The following is a 16,115-nucleotide window of genomic DNA, read 5'->3' as shown; positions in this document are numbered from 1 at the left end:
GAATGAGCCAAGCTAATCGTACATTATTAATACTTATTTTCAGTTTGATTTTTGGTGTTATAGCTTTCTTTCATGAATCAAGACTAGGTAAGTGGATTGATAATGAAGTTTATAATTTTATATATTCAACAGAAAGTTTTATCACAACTTCTATTATGCTTGGTTTTACAAAATTAGGGGAAGTTTGGGCAATGATAGCTCTATCCTTGATAGTAATTTGCTACTTGAAATTAAAAAAATATAACATAGAGACATTATTTTTTGCAATTACAATGATATTATCAGGTACTTTAAATCCACTTCTTAAAAATATATTCGATAGAGAAAGACCAACTTTATTGAGACTTATAGATATTTCTGGATTTAGCTTTCCGAGCGGACATGCCATGGGATCTACCGCCTTTTTTGGATCATTGATTTATGTTCTATATAGAATATCCAACAAAACAATGAAACCATATTTAATAGGATTGTGCCTCGTATGTATAGCAATGATCTCTTCATCTCGTGTATATTTAGGCGTACATTATCCAACTGACATCATTGCAGGTATAATTGGTGGCGTTATTTGTATTCTATTAACTCAAAGCATGTTAAGAACTAAGTTATAAAATAGTCTTGAAGATTGAACCACATAAGAAAAAAACACCCAAGTGATTTGGACAGAATCACTTGGGTGTTTTACTTTTATGGGCATAAAAGGGGGTTATAGAAAATGTTCAATCCATACTTAGAGGGGGAACTCTTTTAGTTGATTGATAATCATTTTCAATTACTATTATAACTAAATGAGAATGAATGTCAATTAGTTATTTAAAATTTATACTATTTTAAATGATAAAATAGTTCTGCTCATATATAATGAACTTATTAAACATGAAAATGTTAACTTCTAAATAGAGGGGGAACTCTTTTAGTTGATTGATAATCATTTTCAATTACTATTATACCCAATTGAGAATTATTGTCAATTAAATAGAAAAATTTTTATAAATTATTACGAGGTGCAGTTATGAAAAAAATACTCATCATAGAAGATGAACAAAATTTAGCTAGATTTATCGAATTAGAACTTAAGCATGAAGATTATGAAGTAGAAATATGTAATGATGGAGAAAGTGGTCTTAAGCAAGCTTTATCTGAAGATTATAATTGTATTCTTCTTGATCTCATGTTGCCAAAAATGAATGGATTAGAAGTATGCAGACGTGTTCGTCGTGAAAAAGAAACACCTATTATTATGATTACGGCAAAAGGTGACACTTACGATAAAGTTATCGGGCTTGATTATGGAGCGGATGACTATATTGTTAAACCTTTTGATATAGAAGAATTATTAGCAAGAATTCGTGTGATTATTAGAAGAAATGTAACTACAGAAAATGTGAGTCACACAATAACAGTAAATGATTTAACTATTGATAAAAATGCATTTTCAGTTTCAATTCAAGGTGAAAATGTGGATTTAACAAAAACTGAATACGAATTATTATTATTACTTGCTCAAAATCAAAATTTCGTTCTACAGAGAGAACAAATATTAAATCACGTTTGGGGTTATGAATCTGAAGTTGAAACGAATGTCGTGGATGTGTATATTCGTTATTTACGAAATAAACTTAAACCGTACAAAAAAGAAAACATCATCGAAACGGTTAGAGGAGTGGGATATGTGATTAGATCATGAAACAGCAATCATTAAAAACAAAATGGATGATGCTCACCACGACAATAACCTTTATAATATTCGCTTTATTTAGTATGTTCATTATTTATTTCATAAGCTTATATTTAAAAGATCAAGAAACTAGTGTAGCTACAAGAAGTGCATATGACACAGTTAATTTATTGAAGACTAAAACATTAGGTCAAATAACTTCAAATGATATAAACGCTACAATTACTGATAATCAAAAAATAGTACTTTATGATAAATTTGGCAAACCTATTTTCGAAGAAACACATAATAACAATTTAGACTATACACCGAAATTCGAAAAAGTAAGCCACCATAAACTTTATGAAACGAGCAAAGATAATAGATCTTATATTGTCATTTATACGCCAGTAAACACAAGCTATTTCAGTGGCTATGAAGCTATAATTCATCCACTCGATAATTACAATGCTATTATTAAATTCATGATTATTTTGGCTACAATATTTGGGTTTATTGCTTTATTGTTAATTGCGATTATTAGTTATATATTCTCGACACAAATCACTAAACCAATCACGATTTTATCCGATAAAATGAAGCAAATACGTCGTGATGGCTTCCAAGAAAAACTAGAAGTTCCAACTAACTACGAAGAAACTGATGATATGATTCATACTTTTAACAATATGATGGAACAACTTGAAGTTTCTTTTAATCAGCAAAAGCAATTTGTTGAAGATGCATCTCATGAATTGAGAACACCACTTCAAATTATTCAAGGACATTTAAATCTTATTCAAAGATGGGGTAAGAATAATCCTGAAGTATTAGAAGAGTCTTTAGATATTTCGATTGAAGAAATGACGCGTATTACAAAACTAGTAGAAGAATTACTTTTATTATCAAAAGATGCCCGTTCTAGTACGGGTGATGAAATAGATATTGTAGATATAAATTATGAAATTCGCTCAAGAATTAAATCATTAAAAACATTACATCCAGACTATACATTTAACTTTGAGTCAAATTTCAAAGCAATTAGGATGAATATTAATCGATTTCATTTTGAACAGATGTTATTGATATTTATAGATAACGCTATGAAATATGACACAAAAAATAAAAACATCGAGATTAACACAAATCTTAAAAATAGAAATATCACAATTGATATAATTGACCACGGAATGGGTATACCTAAAAAGGACCTAGATTTTATATTTGATCGGTTTTATCGAGTTGATAAATCACGTTCACGAAAAGAAGGTGGGAATGGCTTAGGACTATCAATTGCTAAGAAATTAGTCAATTTTTATGATGGTACTGTGAAAGTAGATAGTGTCGTAAATGAATACACTAAAATCTCAGTTGTATTTAAAGAATCTTTTATAAATAAATAAGTGTGTTTAATGTCAAATTAGCCTTTAACTCAATACTGTTAAGTGCTAAAATGGAAATGTAAACGGTTTATAATTTTCTTGGAGGGTGGAACATGAAGAATGATAATCATGTCGAAGCACCTGTAAGATTTGGAACTAACTTAGGGTTAATGTTAGAAATGTATGATAATTACGTTAATGATCCAGAGTCAGTACCAGAAGACTTGCAAGTGTTATTCGATGAATTAACTAGTAACAACACAGGCGCTGGCCTACAATCAAGTACTGGGGTGGACAACTCAAGTGTGAAACGTGTAATGCGTTTAATTGATAATATCAGACAGTATGGACATTTAACTGCCGATATTTATCCAGTATACCGTCCAGAAAGAAAAAACGTACCTAAATTAACACATCAAGACTTTGGACTATCAAAAGAAACGCTTGAAAAACTTCCATCTGTAATCGTATCAGATCATTTTGATGGTGAATTTAATAATGCATATGAAGCAATTGAATATATGACTTCATGTTACCAAGGTCCTATAGCTTTTGAATATACACATATCAATAATAATGAAGAACGTGTATGGCTAAAAAGATATATAGAATCAACTAAAACTATTGAAATTACTAAAGAAGAAAAACTTGAATTATTAAAAAGCTTAGCCGAAGTAGAAGGCTTTGAAAAATATATCCATAAAAATTTCGTAGGTGCAAAACGCTTTTCTATTGAAGGCGTGGACACATTAGTACCTATGTTACAACGTGTTTTAAAACGTACAAATGCTGCAAACATACCAAATATCCAAATTGGTATGGCTCATAGAGGTAGATTAAATGTACTAACACATGTGTTAGAGAAACCATATGAAATGATGATTTCTGAATTTATGCATAAAAATCCTTTAATCTTCTTACCTAAAGATGGTTCATTAGAAATTACTGCTGGTTGGACTGGGGATGTTAAGTATCACCTTGGTGGTACTAAAACAACAAGCAAGTATGGAATAGAACAATCTATTACGTTAGCAAACAACCCAAGTCATCTTGAAATCGTTTCTCCAGTTGTACTTGGTAAAGCTAGAGCAAACCAAGATACTACAATCGATGCTGGTAGACCTAGTCAAGATGTAAATAAATCACTAGCTGTATTAATACATGGTGATGCTGCTTTCCCTGGTCAAGGTATTAATTTCGAATCAATGAACTTAAGTAATTTAGATGGATATACAACAGGTGGTTCATTACACATTATCACTAATAATAGAATTGGTTTTACGACTGAAGCAACTGATGGTCGTTCAACTACTTATTCTACTGATGTGGCTAAAGGTTATGATTTACCGATTATCCATGTAAATGCTGATGATGTTGAAGCAACTGTTAAAGCTATTGAAATGGCTATGGACTTCAGAGAAAAATTCAACAAAGATTTTGTAATCGACTTAGTTGGATACAGAAGATATGGCCATAATGAAATGGATGAACCATCCATCACGAATCCAATGATGTATAAAGCAATTAAAGAACATCCTTCTATTGAGTTGTTATATGGAAGAAAACTTGTCGAAGATGGTATCATTTCTGAAGATGAAATGAATCAAATATTTGATGATGTTTCTAAGAGACTAAGAACTGCACACGATAAAATAGATAAAGATGCACAAATGGATAATCCGGAAATGACTTTACCTGACAAAATTAGTGAAGGTCAAGACTATAAGCTTCAAAATGCTACTTTTGAAGAATTAAAAGCTATCAATGAAGCTATGTTTGATTATCCAGAAGATTTCACAGTGTTCAAAAAATTAAATAAAGTATTAGATAGACGCCGTGAACCTTTCGAAAAAGATGGCTTAGTAGATTGGGCACATGCTGAACAATTAGCGTTTGCAACAATTTTACAAAATGGAACACCAATTCGTTTAACGGGTCAAGACTCTGAACGTGGTACATTTGCTCAAAGACATGCAGTGTTACATGATGAAAATGACGGAAAATTATTTATACCACTTCATCACGTGCCAAACGGTCAAGCATCATTTGATATCCATAACTCTCCATTATCAGAAGCAGCAGTCGTAGGTTTCGAATATGGTTATAACGTAGATCATCCACAATCATTTAATATTTGGGAAGCTCAATACGGAGACTTTGCAAATATGGCACAAATGATTTTCGATAACTTTATGGCTAATAGTAATGCTAAGTGGGGTGAGAAGAGTGGTTTAGCGCTATTCTTGCCACATAGTAATGAAGGACAAGGACCTGAGCACTCATCAGCAAGATTAGAAAGATTCTTACAACTAGCTGGTGAGAACAACATGACAATTGCTAACTTAACGAGTGCTTCAAACTATTATCATTTATTAAGAAGACACGCTAAATATTTAAATACTGACAAAATGAGACCATTAGTTTTAATGTCACCTAAGAGCTTGTTACGTAATAAAATTGTTTCAAGACCAATTGAAGAATTTACTAAAGGACAATTTGAGCCTATTTTAGTAGAACCTTTCAAAAAAACTAAAGTTAAAAAAGTTATAATCTCATCAGGTAAAATGTTTATTGACTTAAAAACAGAATTGCAAAAAAATCCTAACGATGAACTTTGTTTAATTGCTTTAGAACAACTTTATCCTTTCCCGAAAGAAGAGATAACAAATGTTCTATCAGAATTTAGAAATCTAGAAACTGTAAGATGGGTTCAAGAAGAAGCGAAGAACCAAGGCGCTTGGTCATTTGTAAGCTTAAAACTACAAAGTATTCTAGAAAATCGTAAAGTAGAACTTGAATATCATGGACGTAAAGTTCGTTCTTCAACTGCAGAAGGCGATGGCGAAATTTATAAAATTCTACAAAGCAAAGTAATCGAAGAAGCTTTAAAACATAATTAGGGGGAAAAGAATAATGTCAGAGGTAAAAGTACCAGAATTAGCAGAATCAATTACAGAAGGAACAATTGCAGAGTGGCTTAAATCAGTTGGTGACCAAGTTGAAAAAGGTGAAAACATTGTTGAACTTGAAACTGACAAAGTAAACGTAGAAGTCATTTCAGAAGTTGCAGGAGTACTTTCTGAAATAAAAGCTGAAGAAGGCGAAACTGTTGAAGTTGGATCTGTAATTGCAGTCGTTTCAGATGGCGAAGCACAACCTGCATCTAATGATTCTAAAGAAACTGAAAAACAGGAAGAATCACCTAAAGAAGATGCTGCTAAAACAGTAGCACCATCTAACAAACAAGAAGTTAAAGAAGAAGAAACTGCTTCATCAAATGATAGAGTTCAAGCAACTCCTTCAGCACGTAAATTAGCACGTGAAAAAGGTATTGATTTAAGTAAAGTTAAAACACAAGCTGGAGATGTAATTAGACCAGAAGATGTTGAAAACGCATCAAAACCTGCTCAACCTAAACAAGCTGAGAAAAGTCAACCTGCACAAGCTAAATCAAATGACAATCCTTCTAAACCAGTTGTCCGTGAAAAATTATCACGTAGACGTCAAACAATTGCTAAAAAGTTATTAGAAGTATCTAATAATACAGCTATGTTAACAACATTTAATGAAGTAGATATGACTAACGTTATGGAATTACGTAAACGTAAAAAAGAAAAATTCCAAGAAGATCATAATGGTACTCGTTTAGGCTTTATGTCATTCTTCACTAAAGCATCAGTAGCTGCATTGAAAAAATATCCAGATGTAAATGCTGAAATTGATGGTACTGATTTAATCTTAAAACAATTCTATGATATTGGTGTTGCTGTTTCTACTGAAGAAGGATTAGTTGTTCCAATCGTAAAAAATTGTGACAAGAAAAACTTCGCAGAAATCGAGCAAGACATTGTAGACTTAGCAGTTAAAGCTAAAGACAAAAAATTAGGATTAGATGATATGATGGGCGGATCATTTACTATTACAAATGGTGGAGTATTTGGTTCATTAATGTCTACACCAATCATCAATGGTACTCAAGCTGCAATTCTTGGCATGCATTCAATCGTAACAAGACCAGTTGCTATCGATAAAGAACGCATGGAAAATAGACCAATGATGTATATCGCTTTAAGTTATGACCATAGAATTATCGATGGTAAACAAGCAGTTGGTTTCCTAAAAACAATCAAAGACTTAATCGAAAATCCAGAAGATTTATTATTAGAAAGTTAATTATAGATAAGGTTGGGGCATAAACCCTAACTCAAAACAAATAAGCATATCACTTAACTGATTTTTAAAGTTTACAGTGATATGCTTATTTTTTATAAAATATTATGATTTTGTACGTGCATTTGCCAGAGGGTATGGTTCGAGCCTGTAGTCTCTCACGCATACTATTCCCTCAGGCGTCCGCACTTACAAAATCGTTATAATTATCAAATAAAAAGTATAAGTACAATTCTAAAGTGTCGTCCGATGTATAAGATTGGTAAGTCATTAATTACTCGGCTCAATCAGAATTTACAAATTGTATCGTAATTATAATTTGATTGATTTGTCATTGTTTCAATATATTTGGTATAATTTACTAGACTTCATAAATGGGAGAGAGATATTCATGAATGGACTTAGAAGTGTGACTTTATCGACTTATAATTTAAACGAAACAGAATCATTCTATAAAAATATTTTAGGGCTTAATACTTTAATCAACAATGAAACAAATATTTTACATGTTGGAGATGCAAATCTTGCACCAGGTACAAGACTTATTTTTAAGCAATACCAAGGTGACCAAGAAAAAATAGATACTCATTTTCACAGTATCGCTTTACGAGTGCCGACTGATTTAGCTTTGTACGAATATAAGCAACAGTTTGATAAACATGAAGTTAATTATGAATCTGTTCAACAACTCAATGGTAAACACTTATTTAAGTTTTATGATAATAATGGACATGCTTTTCATATTATCTCAGACGAACTAAATGCGGGTGTACCACTTGGTACTGCATACGATGATGGTCCTATAAGTCCAATTCATCAAATTCAAGGGATTGGTCCAGTTATGATTAAATCACCTGAAACACAAGCTACTGGCTCACTTTTAAAAAATATTTTTGAGTTGCAATTATTTGCAGAATACAAGACAATAGATGATGAGTCAGCTTTAGTCTTTAAAGTAGGTGCAGGTGGAAATGGTGGGGAACTACATTTAATAGATTATCCAAATGCTATTGAATCTTTAAATCCACCTATTGAAAGAGTTGCAGTCTCTATAGATGATATAGATCATTTTGAAAAAATAGTGAATCACGTTAAAGAAATCGAAATTGAACATCACATCATTCAACATGAAGCAGGTTTAATTTCATTATTTGTACGAGATTTAACAGGTATTATTATTACAATTACATTTGATACAGTGAATTAAAGGAGCGTTTAAAATATGTTACATGAAACTTGGAAAGATAATCACGTTATAAAGAGAGTAGAAGTTACACATACTGATGCAGAAAAGTTCAAAGTTTCTGATATGTTAACTACAGGAAAAACATACGACGTAGTAAATGAAACAGAAGAGTATTATCAAATTATTGATAATTCTGGTCATGTTGGTGGTTATTATAAAACATACTTTAAAGAAGTATAATTTTTAAAATATTAAACTAGAGAAAAGCTCTATAGTAATTATAGAACTTTTCTCTTTTTAGGTTTACTTATAGTAGATTAAAGGAGAACATTATGACAAATTTTAATAAATATTTAAATAACGATGAAACAATATACAATGATGCATTATCAATGATTCAACTTAATAAAAATATCCTTCTAAAAGGACCAACTGGATCAGGAAAGACAAAATTAGCCGAAACACTTGCAAGAGATTTAAATAAACCTATGCATTCTGTAAACTGTTCAGTAGATTTAGACGCTGAAAGTTTGTTAGGTTTTAAAACTATCGAAACAAATGAACACGGTCATCAAGAAATTGTCTTTATAGATGGCCCAGTTATTAAAGCTATGAAAAATGGTGACATTTTATATATAGATGAAATAAACATGGCAAAACCTGAAACATTACCAATTTTGAATGGTGTATTAGACTTTAGAAGAGCTTTAACAAACCCATTTACTGGTGAAGTTGTCCAAGCTAAAGAAGGATTTTCTGTAGTCGCAGCAATCAATGTTGGCTATATTGGTACGCTACCGATGAACGAAGCATTAAAAAATAGATTCGTTGTCTTAGATATAGATTATATTGATGGCGAAACTTTAAAAATGATTATAAAAGAACAGAGTAAATTAAAGGATGATGAAATAATTGATTCCATTATTCAATTTAATAAAGATTTACGCATTATGTCTAGTCAAGGTCAAATTTCTGAAGAATCAGCAAGTATAAGAGCACTAATCGACCTTGCAGATTTAACTACTGTTATACCAGTTAGACGTGCAATAAAACGCGCAATTATCGATAAAATAGACGATGAAAGAGAACAACAAGCTATACAAAATGCCATTGAATTAATTTTCGAGTAAGGAGAATATCATGAGTGATCGTTTTATATTATTTAATGATGAACAAATCGATGCACAGCAAATTATGATGTTAACAGATCTAGCAAAATTATTACTTGAAGATCCTAATGTTAAAGTATCGTTTCAAAAGTTCCAGCATTACGATCCAATACAAAATACATGTAATGTCAGTTTCACTTGGTTACATCGTCCTGAAAATGTAACAAGAGCAGGACTAAAATCTGATATCATGCTAGATACGATTGGCTTTAAACACATAGATCCTTCAATTTATAAGGAAGTATTAGATGAATCATTCGATCATATGAACTTTTTTAAGCAGTTGTTTATGCTCATTGAAGAATATAGATTGTCTAATATTATCATGCAAAAAAGACCTGTAACAAAAAATATATTTAAACATAGATTAGCAGTAAAAGTTAAACAAAATAATAGTCAAATCCATGTATATCAAACAAAAACAACTTATACTGATTTACTATTTTTAGCTATAGAACATGCTATTTTGAACGAAAATTTTATAAATAATATTGCTATACACGAAAATTTTGATGATGCTCTTGTGCAAGTTTTTAATAGATTAACTCAAATTTTTAATTTAAATACGTCTGAAGATAGTTATGATTTAGCTGTTAGCATTATGATACTTGTTGATTATTTATTAAAAGAAGATATGTTAAATCAGTACTATCATATCCCAGAACGAATATACAAAAGTTATGAAGAAGAGTGGTCACTTGAAGATTTAAGTAGACAAGATGCTGCTCAAACTGATCAAAGTAATGAAAAAGAGCACGACCAAGACGAAATTACGACAGAAGAAGCTAAAACAAAAACGGCAGATAGTAAAGCTGATAGTGATTCATATTTAGAAATGGAATTACATGAAGGTGAAAATAGCGATGTACTTTCTGATAACGAACGTGAAGGTGATGCATCTGATGATATGACAGATATGATGGAGAAAAAGGGCAAAGGATCAAATGATACGATTGACGATGAAGAAGGCGGAGCACAGGGACTAAACAATCATTATAATTTAAAAGGTGTAAACCAAAATGTTTCATTATCCTTTAATAAACCTGAAATCACACCATCTGATGTTGTTGCTTATAAAGAAGCAGTTGATAGTGTACAGTTTGAAATTAAAGACTTAACGAGCATAATTCAAAAATCTATGAATCATCAATATAGTGATTTAAGAGAAAACTTGACTAAAGGTAGACTACAAAAGAACTTATTAAACTGGTTTATTGATGATCAGTATAAATTATTCTTTAAAAAAGATGCTTTTAGTAGAAAACTAGATGCTACATTTACGTTATTAGTCGATGCTTCAGCAAGTATGCATGACAAAATGGAAGAAACTAAAAAGGGTGTTGTGTTATTTCATGAAACGCTTAAAAATCTTGATATAAAACATGAAATACTTGGTTTCAGTGAAGATGCGTTTGATTCTGATAAGCAAAATCAACCTAATACGATAGAAGAATTAATTTTATATAACGAATCTACACTAAAACAAAATGACGCTAGAATTATGACACTCGAACCTCAAGATGATAATCGTGATGGCGTAGCGTTAAGAGTTGCTACACAACATTTACTACAAAGATCTGAGGCACAAAAATTCTTGATCGTGTTCTCTGATGGAGAACCGTCAGCCTTTGATTATGCAGAAGATGGTATTATTGATACACATGAAGCAGTCATTGAAGCTGACAAACAAGGGATTTACGTGTTCAATGTTTTTCTTAATCAAGATGTAATTGATGAAAGTATCAAACGGACTGTTCATAATATTTATGGTAAGCAAAGCCTATTTATAGAAGGTGTTGAGAATTTACCATATCAACTGGCTCCGTTACTGAAAAAATTATTGTTACAATCTATATAAATGAATTTGAAAATATTTACATTCTTTTTTTAATTTTCAGAAATTTCATATGGACGAAAACTTTCTCCAATGATAAAATATAGATTATTGTAAGACGTAAAAGGAGTAAAATATATGAATAAGAATATTTTTGTAGTAGGATTTATGTTATTTGCGATTTTCTTTGGGGCAGGGAATTTAATTTTTCCACCTGCACTAGGATTATCGAGCGGCAATTTCTTTTGGCCAGCAATATTTGGGTTTGTTATAACGGGAATAGGTTTGCCTTTAATTGGTGTAATCACAGGATCAATTGAAGAGAAAGGGTACAGAGTATCATTAGGGAAGATACATCCTGTATTTGCAGTTGTGTTATTAGTTGCTATTTCTTTAACAATTGGACCGCTATTTGCTATACCACGTACGGCAGCAACATCATTTGAGATGGGAATAACTCCGATATTTGAAACAACGAGTTCAATGTCTTTATTTATTTTCACACTCATTTACTTTATTATTGTATTTTACTTAAGTTTTAACTCAAGTAAAATGGTAGATAAAGTTGGGTCAATTTTAACTCCTTTACTGCTAATATCAATCACAGCTTTGATTGTTAAAGCATTCATTACTTTAAGTGGTGAATCTACTGTATCAGGAGATCCTGCTGTATATAGTAGTAGTGGAACTAGCTTTGGTAAAGGTTTTGTAGAAGGTTACTTAACAATGGATGCAATTGCTGCCATTGCTTTCTCTATGATTGTTATTACTGCAATTAAGAGTAAAGGTGTAACAAAAGAAACTGGATTATTTAAACAAACTATTTTTGCAGGAATTATTGCTGCAATAGCTTTAGGTTTCATTTATATTTCATTAGGCTGGATCGGAAATCATATGAATGTTTCAGCTGAAACGATTAAAGAACTGAATGCTAACGGTCAAAATATCGGAACATACTTACTAACATCTGCAGCAAATTTAGCATTTGGTGAATTTGGTAAATATTTAATCGGTATAATCGTAGCATTAGCTTGTTTAACAACAGCTACAGGCTTGATTGTTTCTGTAAGTGAATTCTTTAATGAATTATTACCTAAAATTTCTTACAAATGGTTTGTAGCAATCTTTACTTTAATTAGTTTTATCCTTTCAAATCAAGGTTTAACAACTGTAATTAAAGGTTCTTTACCAGTATTACTTGTGCTATACCCAATTGCAATTACTGCAGTGTTATTAATTTTATTAGCTAAATATGTTAAAACACCACCAATTGCACAACAATTGGCTGTAGCATTCGTTACAATCATTTCATTTATATCAGTATTTAATCAAATGGAGTGGGCAACAATTGGATTTATTAGTAAATTACCTTTAGCTCAATATCAAATGGAATGGATACCATTTGCAATTGTAGGATTTATTATTGGATTCATCATTGGTAAAGTGAAAAACCAAGCACCAATAGAATATAGCTAAATTATACGAGGCTGAGACAAATTAATTGTCTCAGCCTCTATTCATAATATTTTAAGTAAAAATAAAGGGGCTGATTTAATGTATTTAAATGCAATCATCAATAAGGATGAAACATGGCTTTTATGGGCTATATTAGTTAGTATTGCTGCACTCAGTATTTTCTTAGAACAAAGATATGCCTTTGCATCTAAAATTACTGGTGCCATTATAGCGTTAATTGGTGCTATGTTATTATCTAATCTTAATATCATCCCAATAGCATCTCCAGTTTACGATCAAGTTTGGAACTATGTTATACCTTTAGCAATACCATTACTGTTATTTAGATCTAACATCTTTAAAATATGGAAAGAAAGTAGACGTTTGTTATTTATTTTCTTAATTAGTTCAGTAGGAACAGTAGTAGGTGTTACAATCGCATTTTTATTATTGCATCAATTTATACCAGAATTAGATAAAATAGGTGCTATGATGACAGGTAGCTACATAGGAGGCGGCGTGAATTTCGCAGCACTTAGCACTAAATTTGAAACGCCTGGTGAGCTCGTTTCCGCCACAGTCGTAGCAGATAATAGTGTAATGGCATTTTATTTTATAGTACTCATTACTTTACCTAATCTAAAATTTGTTAAAAAATATTTTAATAGATTGAGAACTGATAATAAAGATACAGAGGGAAATAATGCAGAAACATATTGGAAAAGAAATGAAATTAGTTTAAAAGATATTGCTTATTCTTTAGCAATTGCATTCGTTTTAGTTGCTATAAGTTTTAAAATCTCAGAAATTATCAATGCAATTGTACCTAAAAGTAATCCTTTTTTAGAGATTTTAGTAAGTATTATAGGAGATCAATTTTTACTATTAACAACATTGACACTTATTGCAGTAGCAGTCTTTAGTAAATTCTTTGAAAATTTAAATGCTTCAGATGAGCTTGGTACATTTTTAATATATATTTTCTTTGTGGTAATAGGGGTGCCAGCTTCAATTCCAATTATCATAAAAACTGCACCATTATTATTTATATTCGTAGCAATTATTTTAATATTCAACTTAGCAATTACACTTTCATTCGGAAAATTGTTTAAGTTCAATATTGAAGAAATGATTCTAGCTAGTAATGCTAATGCAGGAGGACCTACTACAGCAGCTGCCTTAGCAATTTCAAAAGGTTGGCATAGTCTCGTTGGTCCAATATTAATTATAGGTACACTAGGTTATGTCATTGGAAATTATATAGGCACAATGATGGGGTATTTCTTAAGTCAATTTATGTAATCTATAGAAAAAAGGAACTTCGTTAACGAAGTTCCTTTTTATGATTTAAACGAATTTCTCAATTGATGTTGTTCATCTTTGAGTTGTAAAAGTTTTGTCTTTAAATCTTCTTCAAGTGTTTGTAATTCTTGCTCTGCTTGTTGACGTTTTCTTGTACCATCTTCTTGTATACGAAGTGTTTCTTGAATTGTATCTACTATATTCGTTTGCGTTGTCTTCAAAGTTTCAATATCTACAATACCACGTTCATTTTCTTCAGCCGTTCTGATTGCATTTTGTTTTAGCATTTCAGAATTTTTTAAGAGTAATTCGTTTGTTGTATCTGTAACTTTCTTTTGTGCTTCAGAAGCACCTTGTTGTCTTAACAATGTTAAAGCGATAGCCATTTGATTTTTCCACAATGGAATACTTGTCAAAATAGAACTTTGAATTTTTTCTGCCAATGTCTGGTTAATATTTTGTATCATTCGAATTTGTGGGGCTGATTGCAACGTAATTTGTCGTGATAGTTGTAAATCATAGATTCTTTTTTCAAGACGATTTATATATTGCTGTAAATCTGCTAATTCTTGTACATCCATTTGATTATTAGATGATTTAACTTTATTCTCTAGCGCTACTAGTTCGTTTCGTTTTAATTCATCTCGTTTTTTCTCAGCTGCTGCAATATAAATGTTTAATGCATCGAAATAGGCTTTGTTTTCTTCGTATAGTTGATCCAGCAATCCAACATCTTTCATTAGCATATTTTGAGATTTTTGTAATTCAACTGATATACGGTCAACTTGAGCACCAACTGATTGATATTTACTGAACATTTCATTTACAGAACGCTCAGCTCTTCTAAATATTCTTTTTAGTCTAGATTTATTTTGTTTCTGTAATTCATCAGGATTTACTTCTTTTAATTTGTTCATTAAATTTCTTAATGAAGAACCAATTGGACCGACATCTTTAGATTGCACTTGAGTCAACATTTGATGAGAGAACTGTGATAATTTATTTTGAGCTTGCTGTCCATACAATAGCAAGCCATCATTATCTAATGGTTTAATTTGTTTAGCAATTTCGTCAATTTTACGCTGATCTTCATCAGAAAACGATTTTTCATATGTTGATGTCACATCAGATTGTCCTTGTTGTTCTGAAACTTCTGCTTTTTGTGGTGTTAATTCATTTGATGAATCTTTAAATGGATCATCAATAAGGTCGTCAAATAGGTTTTTATTTGTTTCAGTCATCGTTACGCTCCATTTCATATTCGTATTTTTTTGCCTTTTTTCTTAAATTCACTTTTTCTTTTGTCGATTCAGGAATAGCTTGCGTATAATTATTTCTATCTTTAGCTATATCAGCAAGTTCCATTTCAATATCTAATTGATGATAGCTAGATTCGTTTAGCTGTTTCAAATCTGCTACTAAAGTTCTTTTGTTTTCATCAATAGTTAGTTTCGTTTGTTTCAATTTAGCTTTTTCTTCTTTAGACTTATTAGGCATGCGTTGTAGCATTGTATAATTTTCAATTAAATTCACCGTATTGTCTAAATGAGAATAGAAGAAACTCTCAACTGTGTAAAATTTTTCAGGCGATTGTTTGACTGCATTATAAATTGTACGCGCCAATTTAGCGACTTCATTTAAATTCTTAAATTCGCTATATGATCTTACACGCATATAGTTCTTATAAAGACGCTTCAGTTTTGGTTGAGCATCGTTTAATTGTTTTCTTATAAAATGAAATTCACGTCGCGTTAAGCCCATCTCTTTTAAATATTTTCTTGAGCTATACCATTGAATAGGTAAAAAGCTTAATACATATGAACCAGCAAATACTGTCATATCAATAATAAAATTTAAATCCAATTGAAAAATACTAAATAAAAATGCGATAAATGATATAGGTACAGCTAGTAGTGCACCTAATACATATGATAAATTATATTTCATTGTCATCTTCCTA

General features: G+C 31.0%; 13 protein-coding genes. 11 read left to right on the top strand and 2 right to left on the bottom strand.

The features are described from left to right. Positions 1–2 precede the first annotated feature (2 nt). The 11 genes from B2G86_RS10970 (at position 3) to B2G86_RS10920 (ending at position 14,155) form a co-directional block, all read left to right on the top strand. Entirely contained in the window at positions 3–611 is a 609-nt protein-coding gene (locus B2G86_RS10970) for a phosphatase PAP2 family protein (protein ID WP_078358158.1), read from the top strand. Between the two features lie 401 nt (positions 612–1,012). After that, the gene (locus tag B2G86_RS10965) at positions 1,013–1,687 is read left to right on the top strand and encodes a response regulator transcription factor (RefSeq protein ID WP_078358156.1); all 675 of its coding nucleotides are present in this window, start codon (positions 1,013–1,015) and stop codon (positions 1,685–1,687) included. Beyond that, a complete protein-coding gene (locus B2G86_RS10960; protein ID WP_078358153.1) occupies positions 1,684–3,060 on the top strand; it encodes a HAMP domain-containing sensor histidine kinase in 1,377 nt (458 codons plus the stop codon). Before B2G86_RS10965 ends, B2G86_RS10960 begins: the two co-directional genes overlap by 4 nt. Before the next feature lie 92 nt (positions 3,061–3,152). Beyond that, positions 3,153–5,939, top strand: a complete 2,787-nt coding sequence (locus tag B2G86_RS10955; protein ID WP_078358152.1) for a 2-oxoglutarate dehydrogenase E1 component — start codon at positions 3,153–3,155, stop codon at positions 5,937–5,939. Positions 5,940–5,952: 13 nt separating this feature from the next. Next, the gene (gene odhB / locus B2G86_RS10950) at positions 5,953–7,212 is read left to right on the top strand and encodes a 2-oxoglutarate dehydrogenase complex dihydrolipoyllysine-residue succinyltransferase (protein WP_078358151.1); all 1,260 of its coding nucleotides are present in this window, start codon (positions 5,953–5,955) and stop codon (positions 7,210–7,212) included. A 388-nt stretch (positions 7,213–7,600) separates the two neighbouring features. Then, positions 7,601–8,416: a VOC family protein gene (locus B2G86_RS10945; RefSeq protein ID WP_078358150.1), complete on the top strand. Its 816-nt coding sequence runs from the start codon at positions 7,601–7,603 to the stop codon at positions 8,414–8,416. Positions 8,417–8,431: 15 nt separating this feature from the next. Next, positions 8,432–8,635 (top strand): DUF6501 family protein, encoded by a 204-nt coding sequence (locus tag B2G86_RS10940; RefSeq protein ID WP_078358149.1) that lies wholly within the window; start codon positions 8,432–8,434, stop codon positions 8,633–8,635. Between the two features lie 92 nt (positions 8,636–8,727). After that, a complete protein-coding gene (locus B2G86_RS10935) occupies positions 8,728–9,525 on the top strand; it encodes an ATP-binding protein (RefSeq protein ID WP_078358148.1) in 798 nt (265 codons plus the stop codon). A 10-nt stretch (positions 9,526–9,535) separates the two neighbouring features. Next, on the top strand, positions 9,536–11,422 hold the full coding sequence (locus tag B2G86_RS10930) for a vWA domain-containing protein (protein ID WP_078358146.1): 1,887 nt from the start codon (positions 9,536–9,538) through the stop codon (positions 11,420–11,422). Positions 11,423–11,536: 114 nt separating this feature from the next. After that, complete coding sequence (gene brnQ / locus B2G86_RS10925; RefSeq protein WP_078358145.1) at positions 11,537–12,874, top strand: branched-chain amino acid transport system II carrier protein; 1,338 nt, start codon at positions 11,537–11,539, stop codon at positions 12,872–12,874. Positions 12,875–12,952: 78 nt separating this feature from the next. Next, positions 12,953–14,155 (top strand): DUF819 family protein, encoded by a 1,203-nt coding sequence (locus tag B2G86_RS10920; protein ID WP_078358144.1) that lies wholly within the window; start codon positions 12,953–12,955, stop codon positions 14,153–14,155. Between the two features lie 38 nt (positions 14,156–14,193). Here the strand turns inward: B2G86_RS10920 and B2G86_RS10915 are convergent, their stop codons facing one another. Together B2G86_RS10915 and B2G86_RS10910 are read right to left on the bottom strand one after the other, a co-directional pair. After that, entirely contained in the window at positions 14,194–15,396 is a 1,203-nt protein-coding gene (locus tag B2G86_RS10915; protein WP_078358143.1) for a toxic anion resistance protein, read from the bottom strand. Then, positions 15,389–16,102 (bottom strand): 5-bromo-4-chloroindolyl phosphate hydrolysis family protein, encoded by a 714-nt coding sequence (locus B2G86_RS10910; RefSeq protein WP_078358142.1) that lies wholly within the window; start codon positions 16,100–16,102, stop codon positions 15,389–15,391. Before B2G86_RS10910 ends, B2G86_RS10915 begins: the two co-directional genes overlap by 8 nt. Positions 16,103–16,115: the final 13 nt, after the last annotated feature.

The organism is Mammaliicoccus fleurettii, assembly GCF_002018435.1.
Lineage (GTDB): Bacteria > Bacillota > Bacilli > Staphylococcales > Staphylococcaceae > Mammaliicoccus > Mammaliicoccus fleurettii.
Note: the sequence above shows the minus strand (reverse complement) of the source record. Positions and strands in the feature narration are given on the sequence as shown.

What these genes read in the sequence shown, in the direction of transcription:
- B2G86_RS10935 (WP_078358148.1), top strand. Translation starts at nt 8,728, where the DNA reads ATGACAAATTTTAATAAATATTTAAATAACGATGAAACAATATACAAT.
- B2G86_RS10945 (WP_078358150.1), top strand. Translation starts at nt 7,601, where the DNA reads ATGAATGGACTTAGAAGTGTGACTTTATCGACTTATAATTTAAACGAA.
- brnQ (WP_078358145.1), top strand. Translation starts at nt 11,537, where the DNA reads ATGAATAAGAATATTTTTGTAGTAGGATTTATGTTATTTGCGATTTTC.
- B2G86_RS10920 (WP_078358144.1), top strand. Translation starts at nt 12,953, where the DNA reads ATGTATTTAAATGCAATCATCAATAAGGATGAAACATGGCTTTTATGG.
- B2G86_RS10930 (WP_078358146.1), top strand. Translation starts at nt 9,536, where the DNA reads ATGAGTGATCGTTTTATATTATTTAATGATGAACAAATCGATGCACAG.
- B2G86_RS10965 (WP_078358156.1), top strand. Translation starts at nt 1,013, where the DNA reads ATGAAAAAAATACTCATCATAGAAGATGAACAAAATTTAGCTAGATTT.
- B2G86_RS10940 (WP_078358149.1), top strand. Translation starts at nt 8,432, where the DNA reads ATGTTACATGAAACTTGGAAAGATAATCACGTTATAAAGAGAGTAGAA.
- B2G86_RS10915 (WP_078358143.1), bottom strand. Translation starts at nt 15,396, where the DNA reads ATGACTGAAACAAATAAAAACCTATTTGACGACCTTATTGATGATCCA.
- B2G86_RS10960 (WP_078358153.1), top strand. Translation starts at nt 1,684, where the DNA reads ATGAAACAGCAATCATTAAAAACAAAATGGATGATGCTCACCACGACA.
- B2G86_RS10970 (WP_078358158.1), top strand. Translation starts at nt 3, where the DNA reads ATGAGCCAAGCTAATCGTACATTATTAATACTTATTTTCAGTTTGATT.
- B2G86_RS10910 (WP_078358142.1), bottom strand. Translation starts at nt 16,102, where the DNA reads ATGAAATATAATTTATCATATGTATTAGGTGCACTACTAGCTGTACCT.
- odhB (WP_078358151.1), top strand. Translation starts at nt 5,953, where the DNA reads ATGTCAGAGGTAAAAGTACCAGAATTAGCAGAATCAATTACAGAAGGA.
- B2G86_RS10955 (WP_078358152.1), top strand. Translation starts at nt 3,153, where the DNA reads ATGAAGAATGATAATCATGTCGAAGCACCTGTAAGATTTGGAACTAAC.